Annotated in this window: 24 protein-coding genes, 1 tRNA gene and 1 pseudogene; 10 read left to right on the forward strand and 16 right to left on the reverse strand. The window is 48.6% G+C overall.

Translation table 11 applies throughout. The features are described from left to right. Positions 1 to 8 precede the first annotated feature (8 nt). From GA520_RS15685 to GA520_RS15710, 5 genes and pseudogenes are all read left to right on the forward strand, one after another. Positions 9 to 3,137, forward strand: coding sequence for an efflux RND transporter permease subunit (locus tag GA520_RS15685; RefSeq protein WP_163338695.1), 3,129 nt, complete (start codon positions 9 to 11; stop codon positions 3,135 to 3,137). Next, positions 3,134 to 3,607: an alpha/beta hydrolase gene (locus tag GA520_RS15690; protein ID WP_163338694.1), complete on the forward strand. Its 474-nt coding sequence runs from the start codon at positions 3,134 to 3,136 to the stop codon at positions 3,605 to 3,607. Before GA520_RS15685 ends, GA520_RS15690 begins: the two co-directional genes overlap by 4 nt. Positions 3,608 to 3,992: 385 nt before the next feature. After that, positions 3,993 to 5,596, forward strand: a pseudogene (locus tag GA520_RS15695) (long-chain-fatty-acid--CoA ligase). Positions 5,597 to 5,694: 98 nt separating this feature from the next. After that, positions 5,695 to 5,769: transfer RNA gene (locus GA520_RS15705), tRNA-Gly, on the forward strand. Between the two features lie 21 nt (positions 5,770 to 5,790). Beyond that, complete coding sequence (locus GA520_RS15710) at positions 5,791 to 6,273, forward strand: hypothetical protein (protein WP_163338693.1); 483 nt, start codon at positions 5,791 to 5,793, stop codon at positions 6,271 to 6,273. A gap of 41 nt (positions 6,274 to 6,314) precedes the next feature. Here the strand turns inward: GA520_RS15710 and GA520_RS15715 are convergent, their stop codons facing one another. The 4 genes from GA520_RS15715 to GA520_RS15730 form a co-directional block, all read right to left on the reverse strand. Next, positions 6,315 to 6,527 carry a hypothetical protein gene (locus GA520_RS15715; protein WP_163338692.1) on the reverse strand — a complete coding sequence of 71 codons (213 nt, stop codon included), beginning with the start codon at positions 6,525 to 6,527 and terminating at the stop codon, positions 6,315 to 6,317. 138 nt (positions 6,528 to 6,665) lie between these two features. Then, positions 6,666 to 6,845, reverse strand: a complete 180-nt coding sequence (locus tag GA520_RS15720) for a CsbD family protein (protein ID WP_163338691.1) — start codon at positions 6,843 to 6,845, stop codon at positions 6,666 to 6,668. A gap of 46 nt (positions 6,846 to 6,891) precedes the next feature. Then, positions 6,892 to 7,044 carry a DUF3096 domain-containing protein gene (locus tag GA520_RS15725; protein ID WP_163338690.1) on the reverse strand — a complete coding sequence of 51 codons (153 nt, stop codon included), beginning with the start codon at positions 7,042 to 7,044 and terminating at the stop codon, positions 6,892 to 6,894. A 763-nt stretch (positions 7,045 to 7,807) separates the two neighbouring features. Continuing rightward, positions 7,808 to 8,485 carry a site-specific integrase gene (locus GA520_RS15730; RefSeq protein WP_163338689.1) on the reverse strand — a complete coding sequence of 226 codons (678 nt, stop codon included), beginning with the start codon at positions 8,483 to 8,485 and terminating at the stop codon, positions 7,808 to 7,810. Between the two features lie 610 nt (positions 8,486 to 9,095). On the opposite strand from GA520_RS15730, the gene GA520_RS15735 reads away from it, so the two are divergent. Together GA520_RS15735 and GA520_RS15740 are read left to right on the forward strand one after the other, a co-directional pair. After that, entirely contained in the window at positions 9,096 to 10,586 is a 1,491-nt protein-coding gene (locus GA520_RS15735) for a DUF1254 domain-containing protein (RefSeq protein ID WP_205749296.1), read from the forward strand. 778 nt (positions 10,587 to 11,364) lie between these two features. Beyond that, positions 11,365 to 11,847 (forward strand): GNAT family N-acetyltransferase, encoded by a 483-nt coding sequence (locus tag GA520_RS15740; protein ID WP_163338688.1) that lies wholly within the window; start codon positions 11,365 to 11,367, stop codon positions 11,845 to 11,847. Between the two features lie 18 nt (positions 11,848 to 11,865). On the opposite strand, the gene GA520_RS15745 is transcribed toward GA520_RS15740, so the two are convergent. Continuing rightward, positions 11,866 to 12,783, reverse strand: coding sequence for a LysR family transcriptional regulator (locus GA520_RS15745; protein WP_163338687.1), 918 nt, complete (start codon positions 12,781 to 12,783; stop codon positions 11,866 to 11,868). 233 nt (positions 12,784 to 13,016) lie between these two features. On the opposite strand from GA520_RS15745, the gene GA520_RS15750 reads away from it, so the two are divergent. Both GA520_RS15750 and GA520_RS15755 read left to right on the forward strand, forming a co-directional pair. Continuing rightward, complete coding sequence (locus GA520_RS15750; RefSeq protein ID WP_163338686.1) at positions 13,017 to 13,214, forward strand: hypothetical protein; 198 nt, start codon at positions 13,017 to 13,019, stop codon at positions 13,212 to 13,214. 566 nt (positions 13,215 to 13,780) lie between these two features. After that, complete coding sequence (locus GA520_RS15755) at positions 13,781 to 13,948, forward strand: YqaE/Pmp3 family membrane protein (protein ID WP_163338685.1); 168 nt, start codon at positions 13,781 to 13,783, stop codon at positions 13,946 to 13,948. Between the two features lie 101 nt (positions 13,949 to 14,049). Here GA520_RS15755 and GA520_RS15760 read toward each other — a convergent pair whose 3' ends face one another. The 8 genes from GA520_RS15760 to gloB form a co-directional block, all read right to left on the reverse strand. Continuing rightward, positions 14,050 to 15,189, reverse strand: coding sequence for a double-cubane-cluster-containing anaerobic reductase (locus GA520_RS15760; protein ID WP_163338684.1), 1,140 nt, complete (start codon positions 15,187 to 15,189; stop codon positions 14,050 to 14,052). A gap of 8 nt (positions 15,190 to 15,197) precedes the next feature. Beyond that, positions 15,198 to 15,947: an acyl-CoA dehydratase activase gene (locus GA520_RS15765; protein ID WP_163338683.1), complete on the reverse strand. Its 750-nt coding sequence runs from the start codon at positions 15,945 to 15,947 to the stop codon at positions 15,198 to 15,200. Between the two features lie 190 nt (positions 15,948 to 16,137). Continuing rightward, the gene (gene glp / locus GA520_RS15770; protein ID WP_240910171.1) at positions 16,138 to 17,373 is read right to left on the reverse strand and encodes a gephyrin-like molybdotransferase Glp; all 1,236 of its coding nucleotides are present in this window, start codon (positions 17,371 to 17,373) and stop codon (positions 16,138 to 16,140) included. Continuing rightward, entirely contained in the window at positions 17,370 to 17,810 is a 441-nt protein-coding gene (locus GA520_RS15775; RefSeq protein ID WP_163338682.1) for a C-GCAxxG-C-C family protein, read from the reverse strand. Before GA520_RS15775 ends, glp begins: the two co-directional genes overlap by 4 nt. A gap of 10 nt (positions 17,811 to 17,820) precedes the next feature. Further along, positions 17,821 to 18,615 (reverse strand): ABC transporter ATP-binding protein, encoded by a 795-nt coding sequence (locus tag GA520_RS15780; RefSeq protein ID WP_163338681.1) that lies wholly within the window; start codon positions 18,613 to 18,615, stop codon positions 17,821 to 17,823. Then, the gene (locus GA520_RS15785) at positions 18,612 to 19,499 is read right to left on the reverse strand and encodes an ABC transporter permease (protein ID WP_163338680.1); all 888 of its coding nucleotides are present in this window, start codon (positions 19,497 to 19,499) and stop codon (positions 18,612 to 18,614) included. Before GA520_RS15785 ends, GA520_RS15780 begins: the two co-directional genes overlap by 4 nt. Positions 19,500 to 19,514: 15 nt before the next feature. After that, complete coding sequence (locus GA520_RS15790) at positions 19,515 to 20,477, reverse strand: ABC transporter substrate-binding protein (RefSeq protein ID WP_163338679.1); 963 nt, start codon at positions 20,475 to 20,477, stop codon at positions 19,515 to 19,517. Positions 20,478 to 20,659: 182 nt separating this feature from the next. Next, entirely contained in the window at positions 20,660 to 21,430 is a 771-nt protein-coding gene (gloB, locus tag GA520_RS15795; protein ID WP_163338678.1) for a hydroxyacylglutathione hydrolase, read from the reverse strand. A 112-nt stretch (positions 21,431 to 21,542) separates the two neighbouring features. Here gloB and GA520_RS15800 point away from each other — a divergent pair, with 112 nt between their 5' ends. Further along, positions 21,543 to 22,712, forward strand: a complete 1,170-nt coding sequence (locus GA520_RS15800; RefSeq protein WP_163338677.1) for an aldo/keto reductase — start codon at positions 21,543 to 21,545, stop codon at positions 22,710 to 22,712. A 31-nt stretch (positions 22,713 to 22,743) separates the two neighbouring features. Here the strand turns inward: GA520_RS15800 and GA520_RS15805 are convergent, their stop codons facing one another. From GA520_RS15805 to GA520_RS15815, 3 genes are all read right to left on the reverse strand, one after another. Then, the gene (locus GA520_RS15805; RefSeq protein WP_163338676.1) at positions 22,744 to 23,082 is read right to left on the reverse strand and encodes a hypothetical protein; all 339 of its coding nucleotides are present in this window, start codon (positions 23,080 to 23,082) and stop codon (positions 22,744 to 22,746) included. A gap of 83 nt (positions 23,083 to 23,165) precedes the next feature. Then, the gene (locus tag GA520_RS15810; RefSeq protein ID WP_163338675.1) at positions 23,166 to 23,696 is read right to left on the reverse strand and encodes a YfiR family protein; all 531 of its coding nucleotides are present in this window, start codon (positions 23,694 to 23,696) and stop codon (positions 23,166 to 23,168) included. Further along, a complete protein-coding gene (locus GA520_RS15815) occupies positions 23,690 to 25,681 on the reverse strand; it encodes a TonB-dependent siderophore receptor (RefSeq protein ID WP_163338674.1) in 1,992 nt (663 codons plus the stop codon). The genes GA520_RS15810 and GA520_RS15815 overlap by 7 nt, the downstream gene beginning before the upstream one ends. Positions 25,682 to 25,696: the final 15 nt, after the last annotated feature.

The following is a 25,696-nucleotide window of genomic DNA, read 5'->3' on the forward strand; positions in this document are numbered from 1 at the left end:
TCGATAGAATGCAAAAAATACAACAGATAATCGGTCCCCTGACCAGCCATCCGACAGCGGCAAACCTGCTGATGGTGCTCTTTCTCCTGCTCGGAATCATGGTAGCCGGCGATATCAGACGGGAAACATTTCCCGATTTTGCCTCTACCGAAGTATCGGTCACGGCCATCTACCCAGGGGCGAACGCTGAAGATGTGGAATCATCGGTAAGCGAAAGGATCGAAGAGGCCGTCGAGGGTATTGCCAACCTCTTGAAGGTCACCTCACGATCATCCGAAGGCAAGGCAACCGTCACTCTTGAAATGCAGGACGGTGCAGATCCGACTGAATTCCTTAACGATATCAAAACCGAGGTTGAATCGATCTCGAATTTTCCGGCCCAGGTTGAAGACGTTCTCGTCAAAAGACTGAACCGCAGCGACCAGGTTCTTTCTATTGCCGTGACCGGCCCGATGAGCGAATCACACCTGAAGATATACAGCGAACAACTTAAAAACCGCATCAAACAATTGTCCCTGGTATCCCAAGTGGACATCCAGGGATTTTCAGAACACCAGCTCCTTGTCGAAATTCCCTTTTACAACCTGATGAAGCTTGGAGTTTCAATCACCGATATCCAGGAGATCCTCAGCAACCAGTCACTTGATCTGCCATCGGGCACGCTTGAAACATCGCATACCGACTATATTATCCGCTTTACAGAAGAGCGTAAGACGATAAAGGAGCTTGGCGACATCGTCATTCTCTCCAATAGCCTTGGCAGCGAAGTGACCCTTAAGGATATTGCTCAGATAAGCGACCGGTTTGAGGACCGGGAGAACAACATCCGGTTCAACGGCCAACGGGCAGCACTGCTGCAGATCAACAAGAACAAGTCGGAAGATGCCCTGGACATTATGGACCAGCTGCATCTTTTTCTGGAGCAGGAGAGTAAAACAGCGCCTCCGGGTGTCCAGCTGACCATTACCCAGAACATCTCGAAAATTGTCAGGGACAGGCTTGATATGCTTACCATAAACGGCATTGAGGGACTGTTATTGGTCTTTTTGACTCTCTGGCTCTTTTTTAACTTCAGGATGTCGTTCTGGGTCACCATGGGCCTGCCTGTTTCTTTCTGTATGACCTTTTTCCTCATGAAACAGATCGGCTTCTCTTTTAATATGCTGAGCATGGTTGGTCTCCTCATAGCCATCGGTATCCTGATGGATGATGCCATCGTCATCGCCGAGAACGTTGCCGCCCACCTTGAAAAAGGCAAGAATTCCATGCAGGCAACCATCGATGGGGTCTCCGAAGTTGCCATGGGCGTGCTGTCATCATTTCTTACAACACTCTTTGTTTTCGGCTCCTTAGCACTGTCAATGCAGGGGGATATAGGGAAAGTCCTTTATGCCATCCCAGTAGTCCTCATTCTGACGTTAACGGTAAGCATTGTGGAGGCCTTCGGTATTCTTCCCAACCATCTCGCCCACTCCCTGCATGGCTATGATCCGCAAAAAAAATCGAACGTGAGGATACGTTTTGACCGCTTCATCGACCGTATCCGTGAGAAGGTGCTTGGCAGATGTGTCGATCTGGCGGTGGCTCATCGCTACCTCTTTCTCGGTGGTGTCCTCTTTCTTTTTCTGGGCTCCCTGTCGATGGTTGCAGGCGGCTTCTTAAAGTTCAAGCCGTTTCCGGATATCGAAGGCGACGTGCTGCAAGCCAGAATATTACTGCCGCAGGGAACCCCACTTCAAAGGACGGAACAGGTTGTTGATCGCGTGGTCACCGCAATACAAAGAATCGACAGTGAAGAAACCCCGAAACAGGACCGGAACCAATCCCTGGTCGAAAATATCTCTATAATGTACAACACCAACGCCGATGCCGGTGAGGCTGGCCCACACGTGGCCACGGTCTCTGTCGATTTGCTCAATGCAGAGACCCGCACCACCCACCTCGCTGCAATCACCAGTCAATGGCGGGACTATGTTGGAGAAATACCGGATATCATCAGCATCAACTTCAAGGAGCCGAGCATCGGCCCAGGTGGATTGCCCATAGAGATAAACCTCAAGGGGAACGACCTGAATCGGCTGAAACAGGCCTCAACCAGTTTGCTCGGCTGGCTGGGCGGCTATGAAGGTGTCGTCGACCTCGATGACAACCTGCGTCCAGGGAAACCCGAATTCAGAATTCGCATGAACAAGGGTGCCCACGCCATGGGTTTTACAGCAAAGTCCATTGCCGGTCAGTTGCGAAGCGCCTTTTACGGCAGTGTCGCAAGCGAGATACAATATCGGGGTGAATCTTATGAGGTCATGGTAAAAATTGCCGAAGAGGACATGAAACACATCACCGACCTGTCATCCTTTCACCTCATAAGCCCCAAAGGTGACAGGGTGCCGTTACAGTCGGTGGCCTCTGTCAAGCAGGGTCGTGGCTTTGCGGCCATTACCCGTATCGATTCTCTCAGAACGGTGACGATAACCGGTGATGTAGATACCCGCCTGGCCAATGGCAATGAGATTATCAAGGACACCCGGAAGAACTTCCTGCCGGGTTTCCTTGAGAGGTTTCCGGAAATAAAAGTGAGTTTTGCAGGTGAAGCTGAGGAAGGCAGCACCTCTATGCAGGGGATGATCAAGGCCTTTCTCATGGGTATTTTTGGCGTCTTTATCATACTCAGTATACAGTTTCGCAGCTATTTTGAACCAATAGTCGTTATGATACTCATTCCCATGGCACTTATCGGGGTTATCTGGGGACACCTCCTTATGGGATTGGACATGAGCATGCCAAGTATTATGGGATTCATTTCCCTGGCCGGTATCGTGGTAAACGACTCCATCCTGCTGGTTACCTTCATTCGCAACCACATGGACAGGGGGATCACAACAAGCCTGGCTGCAGCCAGTGCAAGTCGCGACAGGTTCAGGGCTGTTCTGTTAACGTCGCTTACCACCATCATGGGGCTGTTACCCCTGCTGGCGGAGCGCAGCATGCAGGCACAGATCCTTAAGCCACTTGCCTGCTCCATTGTCTTTGGCCTCTTGATGACAACCATACTGGTACTGCTCGTTATACCTGCACTCTATTCTGTATTCGATGACTTTAACCTGTTGCGCACACATCACACCCCGGAGAGGTCATGATAACACCCTACTTTCTTCACGGTCTGGAATCATCAGGAAAAGGTACCAAGGGTACCTTCCTGAAAAAAAACTACCCAGTTATTATCTGCCCTGATTTTTCAGGCCCACTTCAGAAACGTCTCGATCAGTTTGAACAGCTCTGTAAAGGCCAGAACAATCTCTTACTGATCGGCTCCAGCTACGGAGGGCTGATGGGAACATGTTTTGCGATAAGCCAACCGGAGCGGGTACACCGCCTTGTACTGCTTGCACCGGCATTAAACTTTGAAGGATATAAACCACCCCGGACAAAAGTGGTGGTCCCCACCATCCTGATTCTCGCGAAACATGATACTATCTGTCCTCCTGACAGGGTCCTTCCTCTCGCCCAAAAAACATTTTCACACCTGGAGGTCACTGTAGCCAACGACGACCACATGTTGCACAACACTTTCCGTGAAATCGACTGGGACCCTCTTTTCAAAACTTGAGAACGAGCAACCTCTATCCTCAGTCTTACTTACCCTCTTATATCTTTTCCGACCAGATATCGCAAAAAGTGGGCCGAAGAGTGTAGCCATTCCAAACAGCGCCGCTCATGGGCAGAATGTGTACATACCTGTGCAGAGAGCTTGAGACTCAAAACAAACCTCATTTCCAGTTTCCTCGGTAAAACGCACTAACCATCTAAATATCCACAGAATATCTTGAATAGATTTCATGTTAATGTAATCATATGACCTGAAAAGGTGTTTGTAAGACGAACCCGTCTTTAACGTCTCAGTTCTGTAAGGTTTCGTGTCAATGGCGACTGAGCGCTCGGTAGGTTTGCTATGTATTCAGTTTACATTTCAACAAGCTAAAGGGAGAGATTTTATGCAGCTATCAACTGTTAACAAGAGCATCCTGACCCCGGTAGAATTCTTGACCAGGAGCGCATTCGTTTATCCGGACAAGACAGCCGTCGTCTATAAAGATAATCGATTCACCTACAAAATATTTGCTGAAAGGGTTTACCGTCTTGCCAACGCCTTAAAAGAAAAAGGTGTCGGCAAGGGGGATAAGGTTGCATTCATCTGCCCCAACATACCACCAATGCTGGAAGCTCATTATGGTGTACCGATAATTGGCGCCGCTCTGGTCAGCGTAAATATCAGGCTTTCTTCCGCTGAAATTTCCTATATTATCGACCACTCGGACGCAAAAGTAGTAGTTGTCGACAGTGAATTTGCACCTCTCTTGAAACCAGAAGAGTTGCACAAGGTAGAAACGATAGTAACGGTTTGTGATATAGATGATAACATTACCATAGATGGCAGTCTTGAGTACGAAGCCTTTTTAGCTGCCGCCTCGCCCGAAGCTCCGCCAACGGAGATCGACTCTGAAGACCAGCTGCTTGCAATTAATTACACCAGCGGTACAACCGGCAGACCCAAAGGGGTTATGTATCATCACCGGGGCGCATACCTGAACGCAATAGGCGAGATTCTGGAAGCGGGAGTAACAGCCTCTTCTGCGTACTTATGGACACTCCCATGTTCCATTGCAACGGCTGGTGCTTCACCTGGGGGATTACAGCCGCAGGAGCCACCCACGTCTGTCTTCGGGCCGTAGTCGCGGAGGACATATATAAGCTCATCGAACAGGAACAGGTTACCCACCTTTGTGCGGCACCAACTATTCTTATTATCATGTCGACCTGGCCGGGCGCCGACAAGGTAAAGATGAGCAATAAGCTGAAAATAATGACAGCCGGAGCTCCCCCTGCACCAACCATAATTCGCAACATGGAAAAAATAGGTGCTGAAATCACCCACACATATGGCTTAACGGAAGTATATGGACCTCACAGCGTTTGTGCCTGGCAACCGACCTGGGAAAACCTGAGTGAAGCGGAAATGGCAAAGGTTAAATCCCGGCAAGGTGTTCCCTATATTGTCACCCATTATATGGATGTGGTTGACCCTGCCACCATAGAGCCGGTCCCTCGCGACGGCCAGACCATTGGAGAAATCGTCATGCGTGGCAACAATGTAATGACAGGTTACTATAAGGATCCTGAAGCTACTGAAACCGCCTTTGCGGGTGGCTGGTTTCACAGTGGCAATCTTGCGGTTATGCATCCGGACGGATACGTCCAGATTATGGATCGGAAAAAAGATATCATCATCAGCGGTGGTGAAAACATATCGACAGTAGAAGTGGAAAATGTCATCTACGGTCATCCCGATGTCCAGGAAGTAGCCGTCATTCCGTTGCCGGATGAGAGATGGGGCGAAGTTCCCAAAGCATTTGTTGTGCCTAAGCCCGGAACGACTCCTTCAGCAGAGGATATTATTGAATTCACCAAGAATAACCTCGCAAGATTCAAGGCTCCGAAGTTTGTCGAGTTCCGTGAATTGCCCAAAACTGCTACCGGCAAAATACAAAAATTCAAGTTGCGGGAAAAAGAGTGGGAGGGAAAGAAACGTGTGAATTGAAATGCCCCCCCTCTCTCTTTTTTTACAAAAGAAAGAAAAGAGGGGGTTGACTTCGTTTTTCTGGTTTGGTATATAATCGCTCCCAGCAACGAAAAAGCGCGGGAATAACTCAGTGGTAGAGTGCAACCTTGCCAAGGTTGACGTCGCGAGTTCGAATCTCGTTTCCCGCTCCATATAGAAAAGGGCAATCAGTAATGATTGCCCTTTTTTTATTTCTGATGCCTGTAGCGCGTCGTGATGGTCAACGAGAAACAGACGCTCCTAAGATGCTAAAGATGTTTGAAGGTACCCCGGCCAAGGTTTTGTTGATCCACAACGATATGACCTTGGAGCAGCGGCATGAAATCGGCAATGAGCGCGAGCAGATGAGCCACTGGATAGGCACTGCGACAACGGATGAGGAGCGTGGCACCTACCGTATGATGGAAGAGTTGTATCGCCAACTCGGGCCCCGTGAGCCACAGGTGGCCGGTATTACAGGCGTTCGAGGTACTCCGGTTTCGCTGGAGCGCGCACAGGGGGTCAATGACTACATGGAGTTAAGCGGAAAAGGGCAGCAGCTTCAACTGGCGTTCAGCAACTGGGGGGCTGCCGATGCCGAGAGTAAAGCAAATGTCATGTTTTTGATTATGGCCTTAGTCTATAAACATGAGACTCCCGTCAAAAAGACACGCTAAAATCCTCTGTTATTTCAGTAAAACCAGTGTAGGATTTTCTTTTATTGTTTTGCGTCTTTTATCTTTTCATTGACTTTCTCACCTGCCTCTTCCACGGCTTTACCGGCTTTCTCTATTGTCTCACCTGTTTTCTCAATTCCTTTATCAATATTCTCTCCAACTTTTTCTGCCGGACCTTTCTGGTCACATGAGACAACTGTAAGAGACAGAAAACCAAAAAGTACAGCAATTAAGATCTTTTTTAAATTGGACATATTAACCTCTCGAAATGCATTAAAATATTTCCCAACATTTTAGGGATATCCTGTCCGTCCGGTGGGAAATCGACCCTCGGACTTCCTATACAATTGAACACATATGACACCAGTACCTTTTCCGTTTGAGCCAGTGAATTATTTATTAATTAACTTTTTGAGCCGACCAGTTTTATCCTGAACTTTTCCTTTAAGATTTTCAGTCTTCCCTTCATTCTCTAAATTACGATTTTTGGTGACCTTACCGACGGCCTCTATAATTCTACCTTTCACTTGGTGAATCTTGCCTTCTATCTTATCTAGTGTGCCTGATTTCATGATAGTCTCCTATCTGATGATTGCTCGATCACCAGATTTATTTTTACTACATATTAAATCCACCTGTCCCAAACAATCCGACCAGACCGATAGCAATCAGGTATACAGCAACGATGTAGTTCAACAGACGTGGTACCACCAATATGAGAATACCGGCCGCTACTGATAGTACCGGTGTCAGACTTAGATGTATGTTCATATCACTCTCCTGGTTCACTATTTGATGAGGAATGATCTTCTTTAAATATTGCTACAGTATTTTCAAGCGTTGATTGCAAATTTGTTACTTCAGGCTTTCTTTAGCTCAACCCTGATATATGTAGCAATCTCTATGCCTAATACTTGATATACCTGTGTTTGATATTCATCATGCTGATATTAAATGAAGAAATAACACAAACAGAAATGTCAAAATAAGTGAGAGCTCGTCGGATAAGGTTGCACTTAACCATTCGGTCATATATGACCTTTAACCTTGATATTTCATGAACCGTGGTGGTTGGCAACTGGAGATAATTTATCTCGCCTGGATTTCTGGCAAAGATTCATCTTTGGAGATAGGTAAACAAGGTGAGACTTCGATATTAAACTATCAGTATGTAGACTATTACGGTGCTCAAAAATATTTTGCTTTTGAATACCCAATTTATGCATACGCGCTTCCAGAGTGCTGCAATTCAAACCAAGAATTTCGGCAATGTATACTTTGCTTTGGTAATCTTCTCCATATAAGAAAATCAGCAAGTTAAACTTGCTGAACAGTTCAAATTCATTCTTTACCAAATATGCCAGAAATGGAGCAACTGCAAAGAAGAGATTACCAAAGATAGCTTAAATTCGGTAACTGAACATTGGGCTTGACATTGGCAGGTCGAAGGTAACGAATCTGGTCAATTGATTCAACTTGAGGTGCTTCCTGTTGCTCTCAAGGGCGAGGAGCCTCCCCGCCCTGATACGATCACCTACCCATACAGTGTTTCGATCCACCTGATGGCCTCTGTGTCGTTGACTTTGCGGAGACACCTCCGAGTCGCGGTGAGGTCAGCATGGCGCAGAATGACCTTGCTGACGATCTCTATAGGCGTTCCTGACCGTGAAGCATACGTCGCAGCATGACGCCTGAGATCATGGGGCTTCAACTCGATACCAACAATCTGCCCGGCCTTTTTGACCATTGACCAGGCCGCGATATAAGAAATGGGAAAGATCCGTTCGTTCTGGTTAATACCGGTTGCCTGGATATACTTACTTATTCTTCCCGGGATTTTTCGTGGAACATAAATCGTCTCTGTTTTTCTCCCACTCATGGGGTTTTGAATTGCCAGTGAGCACTCCTGAATATCGTCTGGTGTGAGAAGATTCAAAATCTCCCCGACCCTCATGCCTCCCCTGGCCATAAGTTCCAGCATGAAGCGGTTACGCTTGTTTGTGGTCCGAAAGATAATCTCGTCAACCGTATCCTTGTCAACGATCTGCCACTGAATGGGTAGAGGGCGCTTAAAGATCTTTTTGATGACTGTTGTATTGCAGGGATTGGCCAGGGATGGCAGACCTGTGTTGATACTGAAGTTGTAAAAAGACGAGAGGACGGAGTAGCGATTTCTCTTCGTGGCCTGCTTGTTGTCCTTTGTCAGGGTCAAAAGGAAATCCAGTACCTCTTCCTGAGATATACTGGCTAGTTTTCGATCGCAGAAACGTGTCGCAAATTTGGAGAGGACAAACTCACTTGTCTTGACCGTATTTTTTTTTCGAGTTGGCCCGGTGATACTGCAGATGGAAATCGACTGCCTGTGAGACTTTCATAATACTCCTCCTGCGTTGGGGTTCAGGGCGTTAGTGCCTTGATCAATTATACCCCATGAGGTGATTTGAATGGACTGCCGGGGCCTACCTGCACAGGCAGAAGGTGAATTTGCAGGTTTGCTTAAATAGTTAACATTGCCAACACGATCATCAATACTTGCGATAACGTATGTTGCTGTCGCTCCAGTAGAAACCACTCATTGCTGTTCTGTTGCACTTATGAGAGGTGGTCTTTGGTAAGTTCTGCTTTACAGTTGCTCCATTTCTGGTCAAATTCAATTAAATAGTCAGGTCTACCTGTACCAGGATAATCCTAGCTCTGGATTTTGAAAGATTTCATGAGATTACCAGTTGTTATCTTGCTTTTTCATTGGAAGTCCGTATAATTGTGGCGAACATATTTAAACTGCAATACGTATAAGTAGAGCCTAAACAGGAGGTGCAAAATTGAAAAAGATTGCAATATTGACACTATTGGCGTTGATGTATGGGGGCACGGCTTTCGCCGAAGTCAGCCAGAGAGTCCTCGACTCTATTTCCACCCCGAATGAGGTAGCCACCTCCATAGGAACATTGGACTTTCTGGACGGTGCTCCACTCCCTGAGACCGCCGAGAAGATATACGACTATCTGGATACAGCGCGTGCTATGGATGTCTTCCTGAAAGGGATACCAGCATGCTCGGTCGTCGCGCTTATAGAGGGAGCGCACTCGCTAGGCGCGGTGCAGGCTAACGAGGTTGTCTTCACCGACAGGCTGTTGAACTCGAAATCGCTGTTCCTGACGGCTAATACTTCTACACTCTACGTCTCACCTGATCTGGATCTGAAGCGGGACGGTCCAACCGTCGTGGAGGTGCCTAACGGACTTCTTGGCGCAGCAAACGACAGCTATTTCCGCTACATTAACGACCTGTTTAAAGCCGGGAAGTACCTTTATCTCCCGCCGGGCTACGAGGGCGAGGTGCCCGCTGGCTATACCGTCCTCAGGCCGAAGACCTATAGGGTCTGGATCTTCCTGCGGGCTTCGATTGCCGACGGGATCGAACAGGCTGCCGAGTTCGTGAAAAACACCCTCAGGGTTTATCCGCTTGCCAAGGCAGACAATCCGCCAGCCATGAAGTTCATCAGCGGATCAAACAAGTCGTTCAACACCATTCACCCCAACAATATAGAGTTCTACGACCATCTTAACGAGATAATCCAGTATGAACCACTGGGCTGGCTCGATCCCGAAACAAGGGGGCTGTTTGCCTCTATCGGCATCGAAAAAGGTAAAAAATTCGAACCTGACGAGCGGATGAAAAAGATCCTCGCTGACGGGGTAGCGCTCGGTAACGCCGTCTCTCGGTCGATCGTCTGGTATCCCCGCTACGACATGAACATGAAAGAGATTCGGACTTATCCGGACACCAACAGTTCGTGGATCATGGGTTTTCTGAACCGAAATGTGTTCTTTAACGGCCCTGATGGTGAGACCATAAACACCGATGCTCGGGTGATGTTCCATTATCCCTATACCGCGGTAACCCCGGCCATGGCCACACCCCGAGAAGGCAACGGCTCGGACTATGCAATTGCTTATGTCGATTCCGTCAAGCAGCCCTTCGACGGTAGTAAGACCTACAAGCTGCACATTCCCGCCGACCCGCCGGTTAACAACTTCTGGGCAGTCACCGTCTACGACACTCAGACCCGTTCAATGCTCCAAACCAGCCAGCTTTTCCCAACCGTGGGTAGCCAGACCAAGGGCATCAAACAGAACGATGATGGATCGACAGACATCTACTTCGCTCCGGAGGCCCCGGAAGGGTACGAAAACAACTGGCTTGAAACTGTTCCCGGCAAGAGCTGGTTCGTCATACTCCGGATGTATGGCCCGCTCAAGCCATGGCTCGAGCAGACCTGGCGGCCGGGTGAAGTCGTGTTAGTTGAATAACACCACATTAAACTCAAAATTCTAAACGATGCTGAGCGGCCCACAAGCTCTAAGGACCGCTCAGTTGAAAATATTGCCAATGAGAAGTTAACATTACTGCACCTGTTGCATGGCTTGTGGCAGTTCCTGTGAGGGTAGACCTGGCTACTTTCCTGAAAACGCTAAGAAATGGAGCAACTGCAAAGCTTACATATCCAAAGAAAACCTCAAGAAGGTGCAGGATCGAGCCAGGTTGAGATACTTCCTGTTTATCGTCGGGGCTGCACCTCATGAAGCGAGTTCCCGCATGGTTAGCCAATTTGCAAGATAAATTGGCATCATCTCCCCAAGCTATTGATCCATTCTAAAGGAAGCAGCTTCACGATAACGGTTTCTAATCGTGCACCTCCAAGTATGGTTGGTCCCCAGACATGGATTAACAATATGTGAGGAAAGGGAGAGTATCTGTTCTGTAGTAATGATCATCGCTGATTCTTTTGGGCGAGATTCATTTCGTAAGGGTTGAAACCTTATGAAGTATATGCCAAATTATGAACTGTTGTCTCAAACCTGGCTGCAATGTGATCGTTCATCACTGGAGGCAGAGGCGGATGATTGATTTTGACCAATTATTCCTATGTTTTCATCGCCCTTCAATGAACCATTTAACCCAAAATAGCATTATCCATAAGTGTTTACACCTCACATCCCCTTACAGCCAGTCCAAAGGGGCCCGTGGTACCTTTCAACTCACACCTTCTTTTTACAGTTATCATATAACCTCAATCACTCACGAAATATGAATACGATAGAAATACGAGAAGCAGTGGCTGACGACTCAAAACTAATTCACATGTTTGTTAAAGATCTTGCCCTATACGAAAAAGCTGAACACGAAGTAGTTGCAACTGTAAATGATATTCGGGAATCAGTCTTTGGCGGAGATTCCACTGTTAAAGCATTAATTTGCAATCAAGGTAATACCCCCATCGGATTTGCGGTTTATTTTTACAACTATTCGACATGGCAGGGGAGAAAGGGGCTGTACCTTGAAGACCTGTATATATCACCTGCATACAGAAGGGGTGGAGCCGGCAGGAAACTCCTGAAATACCTAGCTGGCATTGCTGTTGCTGAAGGATGCGGGCGATTCGAATGGAGTGTACTTGATTGGAATGAACCGGCACGACAATTTTACCACTCCATCGGCGCCAAACCAAAATCAGAGTGGATCAGCTACCAACTGGCAGGAGAAGCCTTACTTCAATTTTCCAAAGGATAAGAGTATAGTAAACACAACCTATTCGCTCCCCACGTCTTGAGGTGGCGATAAAAACAGATCCTCATCAGTCACAATCTGACCAACGAGGAAGTCAATGGTGGAACGAACCCTCGCAAGTCGCTTTGACTCCGGATTTAGTTTCAGCCAATAGCCTCGCTCAATAGTGAGTTCAGGCAGAATCTGGATCAATCGTTTTTGCCCGTGCACCATAAAAAAAGGAATAACCCCGATTCCGGCTCCTGAAAGCGTGGCATTGAGTTGGGCGACGACTGTGGAGCACCTGAAATTTGTACTCAGCCCCGGCAGTATTTCATCCATAAAGTGCAACTCGTGATCAAACAGGAGTTCGTCGATATACCCGATCATTCGATGTCCCTTCAGGTCCTCTTTTGTTGAAACAGGCCCTGCTGAGGAGAGATATTCCGGGGTCGCAAACAGGCCCAGTTTATATCTGGTCAATTTGCGTACAAGAACATTTCCAACGGTCGGTTTCTGCACCGTCACCAGAATGTCTATCTCCCTTTTGGAAAGACTGTAATACATTGGCTCGGCAGTCAACTCAATCTGGAGGGACGGGTGATCCTGCTGGAATACAGTCAGCCTTGGGGCCAGGAAACAATTGCCGATACCATCAGGTGCGCCAATTCTGACAGAGCCTGAGAGTTGACTGTTACTGCCAGAGACATGCTCCTCTATGTTGATATACGTACTTTCCAGGCTTTCAGCATAGGGCAGGAGCTTTTCCCCGGCGGGAGTGAGCCTGCATCCTTTTTCCGACCGATGGAACAGCCGAGTATCAAGAGACTCCTCAAGGTTCGTAATTCTTCGGGAAACAGTGCTATGGGTCACTTTCAATTCAGTGCCCGCCCCGATAAAAGTCGACGCCCTGCTGAGTGCCAAAAAATAACGGATATCATCCCAATTCATATTCTTCATAGCCTGCAATTCTGTTCTTTTACCAGTAACAACCAAAAAATATGGCCTGTTTGGGGTTATGACGCATGGGCATCAAACTCTCTGACATTATTTGCAATACACTTCGATGTTTATTTTTGCACATCTCATTACCATTTTTCAATATTGACTGAATAATATTCATCACCATATACTCATGTCAAGACAAGATAGAGTCTTGTCCATACCTGCCACACCACAAAATGAGGTGAAACATGAAAAGGACACCAAGTAAACCAGAAACCGGACAAACCCATTACCGGCAGTATGAGCCAATCCTGAAAAGAGGCAGAATGGAACATTACAGGGCCATCGGGCGAGCCATAAAAGGAGTGGTCCAGCTTATCGCCCACTCTTTTCAACATCAGCATGACCATGCTGAAAAGGTCGTAAAACTTAAATACAGTTCCTGAATCAGAGAGAGAATTACCAAAATATGCGAAGACTCATCGGACCTATCGCATACACCATGACTTTCGTTCCCCTGTTGCACGACATCTGGAGTAGCAGCTGGGGAACACGTATCGATTCCCCTGGTCGAATCATACTTACTTTGCTGATTATAACTGTTGTCTGCCCTCTTTACTCGCTAAGTGTGTCCTCGTTTGTCAGCAGATGTGTTCGTGCTGTCAGTGAGAGATCACTTCAGCCAATTGCAAACCCTTCTTCACTCTTGAGAGTGATATCTCCTGAGTTGTAAAACATCTTTTCAACCGCATTCTCCATGGCAGATGCACCACCTTGTCAGGCTTGTTTTTCTGGCAATGCTTACACTCTTCCCCCTGGTAGTGCCAATCACTTTTTGGTGCCTCTAATCTAAACCAACTCGGTCGTTTAACCGGGAGTTTACTGGAAATATGCAGATATTTCTATTGACCTAACTAAGCACAACCGCTAATAATTCAGGTAATCCTTATTTTAAGGCGTTTTCTAACCGGCGGGAAAAAGTCCTCCACATCTTTTACAAGACAGGGAAAAAATGAATAAAATACTACTTGTTGTGCTCGCACTGTTACTGCCACCAATCGCCGTATTCCTGAAAAGTGGTGCTGGAAAAGACCTCATTATCAACATCCTGCTCTGTCTTCTCTTTTATGCACCAGGCATGATTCATGCCCTTTGGGTTGTTCTGAAAGACTCAGACTAATTCAAGAAAACCACCTGGAACACAAAAATGAAACAACCGGTTGAAAACAAATCGTATTTTTCAACCGGTTTTATATCCCATGATTTATCGGGGCAGGAAAACTACAACATCTCCAGATACGCCTCGATCCGGACCCGCAGCTGTTCGGTATCACTTTCAGCGTAATCAGTTTCAAGATGCAGAGTAGGTATACCCTTTGTCTCTGTTACCATCTCATTTACAAGGTGAGCCTCAATATTGTAGGTATGACAAGCCTGCCAGGTGAGATCGATAACACCATCGACTGAAAATCCTTCCATCATTTCAGCTAACAGGTCGAACCTCCCATCGTTGGGACTCATCACCGAACATGGTGTCGCCAGGTACTGCTTTGCAAGCGCTTCCATGGGAGAAAGATCCTCATCCACCTGAAAAGCCTGCTTATATCCTGAACAGTTTTCAAAGGCGACCACATCGCCGCCGCACTGTTCTACAATTTTAATCACTTTATCACTGCCCACTCCAACGGGAACTCCGGTTAGCAGGATCCGTTTTCGTGTAGAGGCAGATTCCGGATCATCGCGGAACACCCCATCCTTCGCCATTGCCGTTACCTTCTCCATAAGGGCGATCCCCTTCTCTTTATCGGCCAGAAAGCCCACCTTGAAAAGAACCTCAATAAGGGTTGAACCCCGCAACGGAGCAGGTTTTACCCGGTTAACATCCATAAGGTTTTTTCTGGCTTGACGCTCCCTGTTCATAAGCGAAATCGCATCACGCAATCTCTGATCCGTAATTTGTACTTCTGTATGGGTTTCTACAATTTCCTTGAAACGGTCCAGTTCACCCCTCCAGAGTGGCAGGGATGACTCCGACTCACACCCTTGGGGAAGCTGCAGGACATGGGTCGGCTTATGACGACCCAGGAGCTCAAACATTTTCTTTTTACCATCACAGGTTGTATCACCAATGATCACATCGGAAAACTGAAAATAGGGACAGGTTCCGGCAACACCAAAGCCGTAACTTGACTTAATGAGAGGACAGAGATTTCTCGGCAGGGTCTCTTCTGCCACGGCAACAGGATCGTTACGTGTCCCGCAGAGTGGCAATGGTATGGCATTTGCTGCGACAGCCATTTCCGTAGGGGAATATAGACAGTAAAAGCCTATAGCCCCGCGACCCTGGTCTTTTGCGTGTTCAATATCAACAAGATTCTGCTCCGCTGCCTGCTGCAGTTCGTTCAATATGGATGCGGTCATACTTTTTCCTATTGTGTTAGTAAGAGTAAAGCGGCTCCAAGTGCACCAACCGCCTGAGGATCACGAGGTACCAATACTTCTCTGTCAAGGGTTTCAGCCAGGAGAGTCACCATACACGGATTGTTCGCCACACCGCCAGTAAAGACCAGCTCACCCTGCCCGGCTACCCGGTTAATCATACTCACCGCCCGCCGAACCACGCTCTCGTGCAGGCCCCGTGCGATCTCTCCTCTTTTTTCTCCCTTCGCGATAAGCGATGTCACTTCCGACTCGGCAAAAACAGTGCACATGGAAGAGACATTGAGGGAATTTTGGGCCAGGAGCGCTTCCGGCCCAAACCTGTCTATTTCAAAACCAAGTCGCGTGGCCATGATCTCCAGGAATTTTCCGGTGCCGGCTGCGCAACGGTCATTCATCTCAAATTTCTGAACCTTGCCGTTCTCCAGCAGGGAAATGGCTTTGCTGTCCTGCCCGCCAATATCCAGTATGGTTCCAGCCTTTGGAAAGAGAGCCCTTGCCCCGGTAGCGTGTGCCTTAATCTCGGTAACAGTGGGCGCATCAAACGAGAGCTCAAACAGATTGCGTCCATAGCCAGTTGCCATAATCCGGTCATAGGAGGTGCCGTTTATCATCTTACGAGCTTTTGTAATCGGATCAAAACCGGTATCCTCCTGGTGACTGGCGACCACCTCACCTGCCTCGTCAACCACCACGAGTTCTATCGTCCTTGACCCTATATCGATTCCTGCATACTGCATAACAGTTCCATTCCAGCTAGTTATTAAGATACAACCTCACTTTCTGTGCCTGTTTATACGAAACTAATGCGAATACTTCAAATAGGAATTAACGATACAAGGAGGGGCAAAATAACAAAATCCAATAGGTAGACGGGGGATGATTGGGGAAGATCAATAAAAGAAGGGCTGAAAAAAAAGAAACCGTGACCTACCCAAGGATCTGAGCGGAAACAACAGAACCTGCGGGGAGAAGAGTCTGTCCTTCAGGGATTTTTACTATTGCCCGGGCCTCGGCCATGGAGCGCAGCCTGCTGCCCCGACTCATAGGACGGAAAAGGGGATGATCTGAATCAGGAACGGGGGTGAGTGTCCCGAAGATAAACTGGGTCCAGTCAAGATGTCGTCCATCCAACTCACGCTCAACCTTAACAGGCATTTCCGGCAGTCCTGTTTCAGAACTGCCAGCGCGTTGAAGCAATCCGGGTAAGGCTATCTGTAAAAAACCCATCAGGTTGGATGGAGGCCCTCCGGGAAGTATAAAAACAGGCTTTTTGTCGACCAGGCCACACCCTACAGCCTTTCCGGGACCGATGCGGATACGGTGAAACAGCTTCTGCCAGCCAAGGCGATCAAGGATTTTTGCCACCAGATCCCGATCCCCGGTCCAGGCACCACCACTGGTTAATACTGCGTCGCAGGAAGAGAAACCGTGAAGCAGTGCCTCCTCAATCCTGGCTGGATCATCCGGCACTATCTGCAAATGAGGCTTAAAGCCGTATCTCTTACACCAGGCGGACAAGGTGATGATATTCGAGGCATATAACTTCCCTTCAGGCAAAGGTCTGCCGGGTGCCACAATTTCATCGCCGGTGGCAAGTAGGGCGATCTCCGGTCTACGTACAACCTCTATACGGTTATGCCCGGCTGCGGCAAGAAGCCCGAGGGTTCCAGGGCCTATTCGGCTGCCCTTCTCCACCACAACACCACCTTTTTGAACATCACATCCTCGTGGCAGGATATTTCTGCCGGGAGCAGCGTCAATTCTGACCTCGACCCGACCATTTGAGACACGGGTAAACTCCTCAGCCACTACCGCATCACACCCTTGCGGAATCTTTGCGCCGGTCAGTACGCGTATCGCCGAGCCGGATTCTATGCTTACCGAACGGGCATCACCTGCCGCAACACTCCCGGCCAGTTGCAACATCACCGGCGATTGCGGAGTAGCCTGATGGACATCACCGGAAACCACCCCGAACCCGTCTTTTAGAGAAGCATCGATTGAGGGAGAATCAACACGGGCACAGATGTCGCTTGCCACGATCCGTTCAGCACCATCCTGCAACTCAACCCATTCTGTAGTGAGCGTCTCAATCGACTTGGCAGTCAAGGCCAGGGCCTCATCAAGTCCTATGGAAACTTTATTGCCCATGAATTGGATCATCTACAGCACCTGCTCCTTTCGAACTGCTCTTCCACAAACCGGGCCGTAAATTCAGTGGCCCGGCAGGTAAGGTTCTCACAAAGGTGGGGTGGGTTCTCCGGATGAAAACCCTCCGGTCGAAGACTACTGCACTGCAGACTGGAAAAATGCTCTTCAAACCGGCGACCAAATTCCCGACAGATATCCACTATGACCTCATCAGGCAGACGGTGTTTTCGTCCCATAATACCGATAAACATCAGGCCTCCTTCAACAAGGCCGCATTGGGCTCCATAGCCTCCTGCCCCGTGCATGCCGATTGCAGCGTCTACAACCTGCTGGTTCAACACAATTCCACAAAGCTCAGCGAGTATCCTCAAGCTTGTGGTCGCACAGTTGATATCTTCATCATGGTAACAGGTCCTCACCCGATCATTGATGAGCGTAACAGTTGTCATCGAATCTCAATTATCCTAACAGAAGGGAATCGTTCGCGAGCTCTTCCCCCTGTGATTTATAAAACTGGGTCAGAAGATCCTCAACGGTAAGATTCATCTTTTCCTCACCTTTCAGATCCAGGATGATTCTGCCCTGATGCAACATGACCAATCGATTGCCAAAAGCGATGGCATGCTTCATATTATGGGTGATCATCAGAGTGGTCAGATTCTGCTCCCGAACAATGTCTCTCGTCAGGTTAAGAATCTGGTTTGCTGTCTTGGGGTCGAGAGCTGCGATATGCTCATCGAGCAGCAATACTTCGGGACGAATCATGGTGGCCATTAACATAGTCAGGGCCTGACGTTGGCCACCGGAAAGCAGACCGACAATGTCTCCCAGTCTTTCTTCAAGACCGAGACCCAGGTGGGTCAACTGTTTCCGAAAGAGATCCAGGTCCTTATTCTTGACACCTTGGGCCAGTCCACGTTTCATTCCGCGACGTATGGCCAGGGCCATATTCTGTTTAATAGTCGCCGAGGGACAGGTACCGAGAAGTGGGTCCTGGAACACACGGCTTAAGAATTTTGCCCTTTTATATTCAGGCCAGTCGGTCACGTTATGCTTATTAATAACGATGGAACCGCTATCCGGGAAAAAAGAACCGGCAATGCAGTTCAACAGCGTTGATTTCCCTGCGCCGTTCGAACCGATGACCGTGATAAAATCCCCTTCCTCTATCTGCAGGCTGATATCGTTTAAGGCAAAGACCTCATTAACGCTGCCTTTGTGAAAATATTTAATGATATTCTTGAGGCTAATCACTTCTGGACCAGTTTCTTCTTAATATTGGGCGCAATCAACGCACAGATAACCAGGATCGCGGTAATCAGGTTGAGATCACTGGGATTAAACTTGAAGTTGCCAAACTCCACCCCGAGTGCCAGGGCAATGGCCAGTCGGTAGAGAACAGAACCGAGTACCGCGGCCGTAAATGCTCTGCCGATGGTTTTGCAGCCGAACACCGTCTCCCCGATGATGACTGAGGCCAAGCCGGCTATAATAGTACCGATCCCCATGCCCACATCCGCAGCGCCCTGATTTTGGGCAACCAGGGCTCCACTCAAGGCCACCAGGCCGTTGGACATGCCAACACCGAGAATGATGATGAAGTGGGTGTTGACGCCAAGGCTTGTAATCATCTGTGGATTATCACCGGTGGCAAGAACTGCCTGGCCAAGTTCGGTTGAAAGAAACCAGACGATAAAGAGCACCACCAGGGTCGCGAACAGACCGAAAATGAGAATACCCGCATACTGGGAAGACACGCCCATATTGATAACGGAATCAAACACCGTATCCGCACCGAGCAGTGCAATATTAGGCCCGGCCATAATACGGATATTGATCGAATAGAGCGAGATCATGGTCAGGATAGAGGCCAGCAGGTGCAGAATCTTGAACTTGGTGTTCAGAACCGCAGTGACCATTCCTGCACAAAATCCGCCCGCCAGGGCAAAAACAAGGGAGAGATAGGGGTTGACGCCGTGGGTAATGGCCACTGCCGAAATCGCTGCTCCGAGCGGCAGGCTACCGTCAACCGTAAGGTCGGGGAAGTCGAGAATCCTAAAGGTCAGATACACCCCAATTACCATGATGCCATAGACAAATCCCTGCTCTACGGCACCAAGTGCTGCATATAATGTCATATCCGGATCCGCTTGTTACTCGTAAATCTTTGTTGCTTTCTCTAAAAGCTCCCGGGGCGGGACCAGACCCATTTTTTCGGAATAGACCTTGTTGATATGAAGCTGGAGATCTTTCTGGAATTCGACCGGGATATCTGCCGGTTTCTCACCTTTAAGTATCCGCTGGACCATGGCACCTGTCTGGTATCCGTGTTTATAGTAGTCAAAACCCATAGCGGCAATGGCCCCGCGCTTTACCGAATCGACATCGGCACAGAAGATCGGCAACTTGTTCTGCACACCGATCTTGATCACCGATTCAAGAGCGGAAACGATGGTATTGTCGGTCGGAACGAACACGGCATCAACACGGCCAATCAGGCTTTTTGCGGATTGATAGACATCGGCTGTTTTTGAGGCGGTTGCCTCTACAACTTCAAAACCCATATCCTTGCCGATCTCCTTGATGCCCGCGAGATTGGCTTTGGAGTTCGCTTCCCCTGCATTATAGAGCAGGCCGAGCTTCTTTATGCCAGGTTTATAGGTGGTCACCATCCTGATATGCTCTGCTAAAGGCAGCAGATCGGAAACACCGGTTGTCAACCCGCCCGGCTTGTTGATATCTTCAACCAGTCCCGCGGATACCGGGTCGGTAACGGCGGTAAAGAGAAAAGGACGTTTCATCTCCTCAGGCGCTTTATTGTTTGCCTGGGCAACTGCCTGGGCGGATGGGGTCGCGATGGCAACCAGCAGGTCCGGCTTTTCACCGATCATCTGTTTGGCAATCTGGGTAGCGGTCCCCATGTTGGCCTGGGCATTATGGATATTATATTTTACCTCGATATTGTTGTCTTTCAGGTAATCCTGCAAACCTTTCAAGACTGCATCCAGGGCAGGATGCTCAACAAACTGGTTAACAGAAATCGTATATGTCTGCCCTAATGCACCCTGTGCCGTGAAAACGGCCATCATTAAAACGGCCATCATTAATCGCTTCATGGAGTTCCTCCTGTCGATGGTGTGATTCACAAGCCCGGATCTCTCATCCGGACAAAAACAGATACCGAACAACCACAGACATCTATACGATTATGCCAGGCAGGTCAACGATGCTTTTCCGGCAGGGTTCAAAAAAAGGGTCTGCTCGCCGTATCCGGCACCTACCAGCATCTGCCCTTTTTTCACAGGGTAAATCTATTACGGCGTTCACGCAGCAGCCTGAAAACCTCAACATCACTACAGGTTCGTGCATTTTCACCTAAGGACTCACGGATAAGAGGCGAATCACAACGAAGAAAAGGATTCGTCTGCTTCTCGTCTATAAGAGTGGAAGGCGCTGTGGGAAAGGCGAGCTTTACCAACTCCTTCACCCTGTTGAATCGTTCACGAACCAAGGGATTCTCTGCCTCGACCGTCATTGCAAAGGCCATATTGGTCTCGCTGTACTCATGGCCAAAATAGATTTTTGTCGATTCAGGCAACGCCTGAATCTTGTTGAGTGAGCTGTGCATTTGCTCCGGGCTTCCCTCAAAAAGCCGCCCGCAACCTCCTCCGAACAGGGTATCACCGGTAAACAGGTGCCCGTCAAAATGATAACAGACACTGCCGCTGGTATGGCCGGGACTGTGCAGAACCTTCCCCGTCTGCTCGCCTATCTGTACACTATCCCCATTACGCAAGGTGTGGGTCATGTCAACAATCCGGGCCTCGTCGGAATGAAAACCGTAGACCTCAAGATCGGGTTGTTCATCCAGCAAGTCGGCCAGACCACCTATATGATCGTGATGGTGGTGCGTGCAAAAAACCTTTGTGAGATGCACCGATAATCCTTCTGCCTTCTGCCAGACAGGGTATGCCTCTGTCGGATCAACAACAGCACAGAGACCTGTCTGCTCACAGACAAGCAGGTACGAATAGTTATCGAAGGAACAGGCCAAAGGAAACACCTTCATATGTTCTTCCTCCCGTTTCGTGAACAAACTGTTTTGATTAGAGTGATTTTTAAGTATTGTAAGAGATCCCTTCAATACTATTACAACAACTTTGGACACACAAGGATTCCCGATGATTTACCGTCGATTTGGTAAAACAGAGCTAGAAATGCCGGTGTTAAGTTTCGGCTGTATGCGCTCCATGCACGACTGGACAGACAAACCTCTTGAATCCCTGCCCCAGGAATCGACAGACAAATTAGCAGAAATTGCCAAAGCGGCTCTCAGCCATGGCATAAACCATTTTGAGACGGCCCACGGCTACGGTTCCTCCGAGCGACAGTTAGGGGCTGTTCTGCCTCGATTCAAGCGGGAAGATTATATTCTGCAGACCAAGGCAGGTCCTACACGCGACCCCGATGAGTTTATCCAAAAGGTCCACGATTCACTTGACAGGTTGGGTGTGGACTATGTTGATTTGCTCGGCCTTCACGGAATCAATGATTACAGCAGTCTGTGGAACTGCTGCCGCAAGGGCGGTTGCCTCCATGCGGCCCGTAAACTCCAGGCAGAAGGCAAGATACGCCATGTCGGGTTCTCCGGCCACGGTCCGCTCGATGTAATTCTGGAAGCAATCAACCATGAGGAAGACGGCGGCTTCGACTACATTAATATCCACTGGTATTATATTTACGATGTCAACAGACCTGCAATAGAACGTGCAGCCGAGCGGGATATGGGTGTCTATATTATCAGCCCGACCGACAAGGGCGGCATGCTGCATACCCCCCCGCCATCGCTTACGAAACTGTGCGAACCATTCAGCCCCATCCTCTTTAACGATGTGTATTGTCTCAACCAGCCGGGTGTGTCCTCCATCTCCATTGGTGCAAGCAGGGTCTCAGATTTTGATGAACATCTCCGCACCCTTGAATACCTGGCACCCAACAGCGCCCTGCCCTTTATCTCAGTACTGGAAAAGCTGGAAGAAAAAATGCAGAAGGCAACAGGCCACAGACGCCCCGAACACCTCTGGCACCATCTTCCCGACAGGGAAATTACCCCCGGCAACATCAACCTCCGATTCATCCATTGGCTCTATAATGTTGCCAGAGGATGGGATTTAACGACATTTGCCAAAACACGCTACAACATGCTTGGCAGCGGCAGCGCCTGGGTCCAGGGTAACTCGGGCATACGCTTAAACGACCTATCGTTTAAAGAGATCCGTGAGAAATATCCGGCGATCACCGAGGAATTCCTGGCAGACATACGTGATGCCCATAATTTTCTCAAAGAATAGGACAAGCTAGAGCTGGGTCGTTTTATCGTTCCTATTTGGCGGCAGCCCTTCTCTGACGGGCAATGATAACCGAACTGTAAATTGACTGGGCTCTGTTCATTGCCTCCTGGGACTGAAGGGCTACCAGATAGGCCTTCTGCCACTGATTCGCCTGCCAGAGATCTTTAGCCCTGCCCAACAGTTCTCCGGCTACCTCAAGCTGCGCCGTCATACCGAACGGGAACACCCTTCTGGTACGAGCCCAGTCCAGACGCCCCTCGATATCAAAAATGGCCTCTTCATATTCGTCCTGGATGCACTCCTGACGGGCAAACTGGACAAATAGGTATAAAAGTGTGGCAAAAAAGACGATAGTTAAAATAGCATCCATACCTTCTCTCCATACTTATTATTCGAAGTAAACTTTACCCAAAAGATATCATAAAGCTGATCAGTATGTAAACAGACAGGATCTCATCTTATTTTATTCGCCAGTTTCAGCATCTGACTGCTAAACGTCAACATCCGGTCATGGGCCTGTGTCCTGTTGATGCTGAAAGACACCCTGTTTGGCTCTGTGAACAAGGCGATATCAATTCTTTCATCAAAAGCACCAGGCATATCACTGATGAGCAGGATCGGTTGATCAGCACGCGACTGGACGAGGCTGCGCAGCTGATTTCTGTCTTCGACTCCCAGAAATGCGGCATGGCACTTCCCTTCCGGTATATTTCCGGAAGAAGGTCTGGTAATCGACAAGGGAGAGCCCTGAATAAGCCGCCCGGATAATTGCTCAATCGCCTTCGTAACCTCTGTGGAACCGTAAAGACAAAGACGAAATTCCTTTTCTGGTGATATAGGCCACTTAGTATACTGGGTGAAACGATAAACAAATGCAGCCTTTAGATCCTCCTCGACCACGGTCCCGGCTCTTACCGGTTGCAGGCACAACATGGCCGCAAGAAGTGATGCACCAAGCAGCTGTATGGTTTGGCGGCTTACCATAGCTCAAACCTCACATCCATCTGCACAAAGAAGGACCACCCCTCCTGAGGTGTACCAGTTGCCTCTTCCTCCATAAGCCGGTACGGATCGCTATACGTTACATCACCGACATTGTAAATTGAGGCAGAAAGATCGATATCATCGTTCAGCTCAGCGGTTACCGTAAGATTACCAAGCCAATACGAATTGAGCTCGACACCGTTCGTCCCCATACGTTCACTTATGTACTGAACCTCAGCCCCCAATCTGCTGTTTTTATAACCAAGAGGGATGGAAGAACGCATTTTCAGCTGATGGGTGGGAGAATTACTTAACCCCTGTCCATTCTCTTTTTCCGATTCCTGAACTGCATAACTCACATCTACACGTATCCCGTTTGAAAAACGTGTCTCAGCCTCAAACTCAACACCCAAAGCATCTATCGACCCGCTGTTTCGAAACGTGTAATCGTCATCAGCAAAAACTTCCTCTATGACATCATCAATTTGATAATAATAGAATGCTCCGGAAAAACGGGTTGACGGATTCAGGTAATACTCCAGAACAAACTCGGCCGTTTGTATCTCCTCAAAATCGAGACTTCCTTCGTCCTCCGTCCCGAACAAGCTGCTGGCCTCAAAAAAGTTGGGCGTTCGGAAGGCGCTGCCGTACAGGAGTTTGACACTACGGTCTGCACGGGGTTGCCAGATCAGGCCGATACGCGGATTCGTTTTCGAACCAAATTCGGTTTCATCGAACCGGCCACCAAGCAGCAGGGTCAGACCCTTCGAGAGTGATATATCGTCCTGGATGTAGACCCCATAACTTCGAAACTCATCTTCGTCAGAATAATCCAGTTCTGACCCCTCCAGTCCCCCTTCACTTCTGAGTTCCAGGTCTGCATGTCCTTCCACCCCAAAGAGGATTCGGTGGTTCTCAAACTGCGTATTCACAACCTGAAATCCACCGCTCAACCACCTTCCCGGCGAATTCTCAACAAATATTTCACGTTCGCCGCTCTCCTCGTAATCAATATACGGGAAACTCCCTCTATACAGTGCCTCGTTATAGGTCGCGTTGATCTCAAGAGCCCAGGTATCACTAAGTGTGGTTGCATACCTGGTATCGATGATTAGCCGTTCATCACGATTTTCATCATATTCGTTTATCAGGCCGGTTTCGGGATAGACATGCGCCCCACGCCTCCTTGTACCGTAGACAACTTCCGCCTGGAACGAGTCGTAGGAAAATTTTGCAAGAAAAGTCCCGTTTTCGGTAAAATCACTGTCATATTCAGCCGACTCTTCACTATATGAAGGTGCCACACCGGCTTCCTTGAATCCAGTCATACTGAGCAGGACTTCGGCTCCGTTATCGTACCTGTCCCCGTATGTGAGCCGCAGTTTATGACTATCAAAACTCCCCACCCCGCCTGCAAGCTCAAAACCGTTATAACTATGACCATTTTTTGTTATGACATTTACCACCCCGAAAAAGGCATTTTTCCCATAGACGGCCGACCCGGGACCGGGTGCATACTCAAGCCGTTCAATCAGACCGACATCGAGGGGAAATTCCCTGCCTGCCAGGGCACTGTCATAAATATTGTCATTGACCCGCACACCATCAATCAGAATGAGGACACGTGTGTTATAATCACCGGGACGCCCCAGGCCTCGCACCCCGAGGAAGGTGTTAAAATCATCACTTGTGGTATATAAGCCAGGCAGGCTCCGCAGGATATCCTCAAGGGTCCGGTAACCGTAAGTTTTGATATCTTCGGCAGTTACGATGCGTACGGCGGAAGGGGAACTGGCCGTTGTCTGCAATACTCTTGCAGCAGTACTGGCTGTCACCGACCTGGGAGCGTTGGCGAGCCCGACTGTCCCCAGGTCTTCGAGGGAAAAATCATCCAGATCCTGCACCTCGGCAAGTCCATGAATCGGGGTTGTGGCAAGAAGCATCCAAAGGGGAAGGACGCGCAGAATAAAGAGAGAACATTTCATAGTAAAAAGAAGTGT

This window comes from Desulfopila sp. IMCC35008, from assembly GCF_010646885.2.
Taxonomy (GTDB): domain Bacteria; phylum Desulfobacterota; class Desulfobulbia; order Desulfobulbales; family Desulfocapsaceae; genus Desulfopila.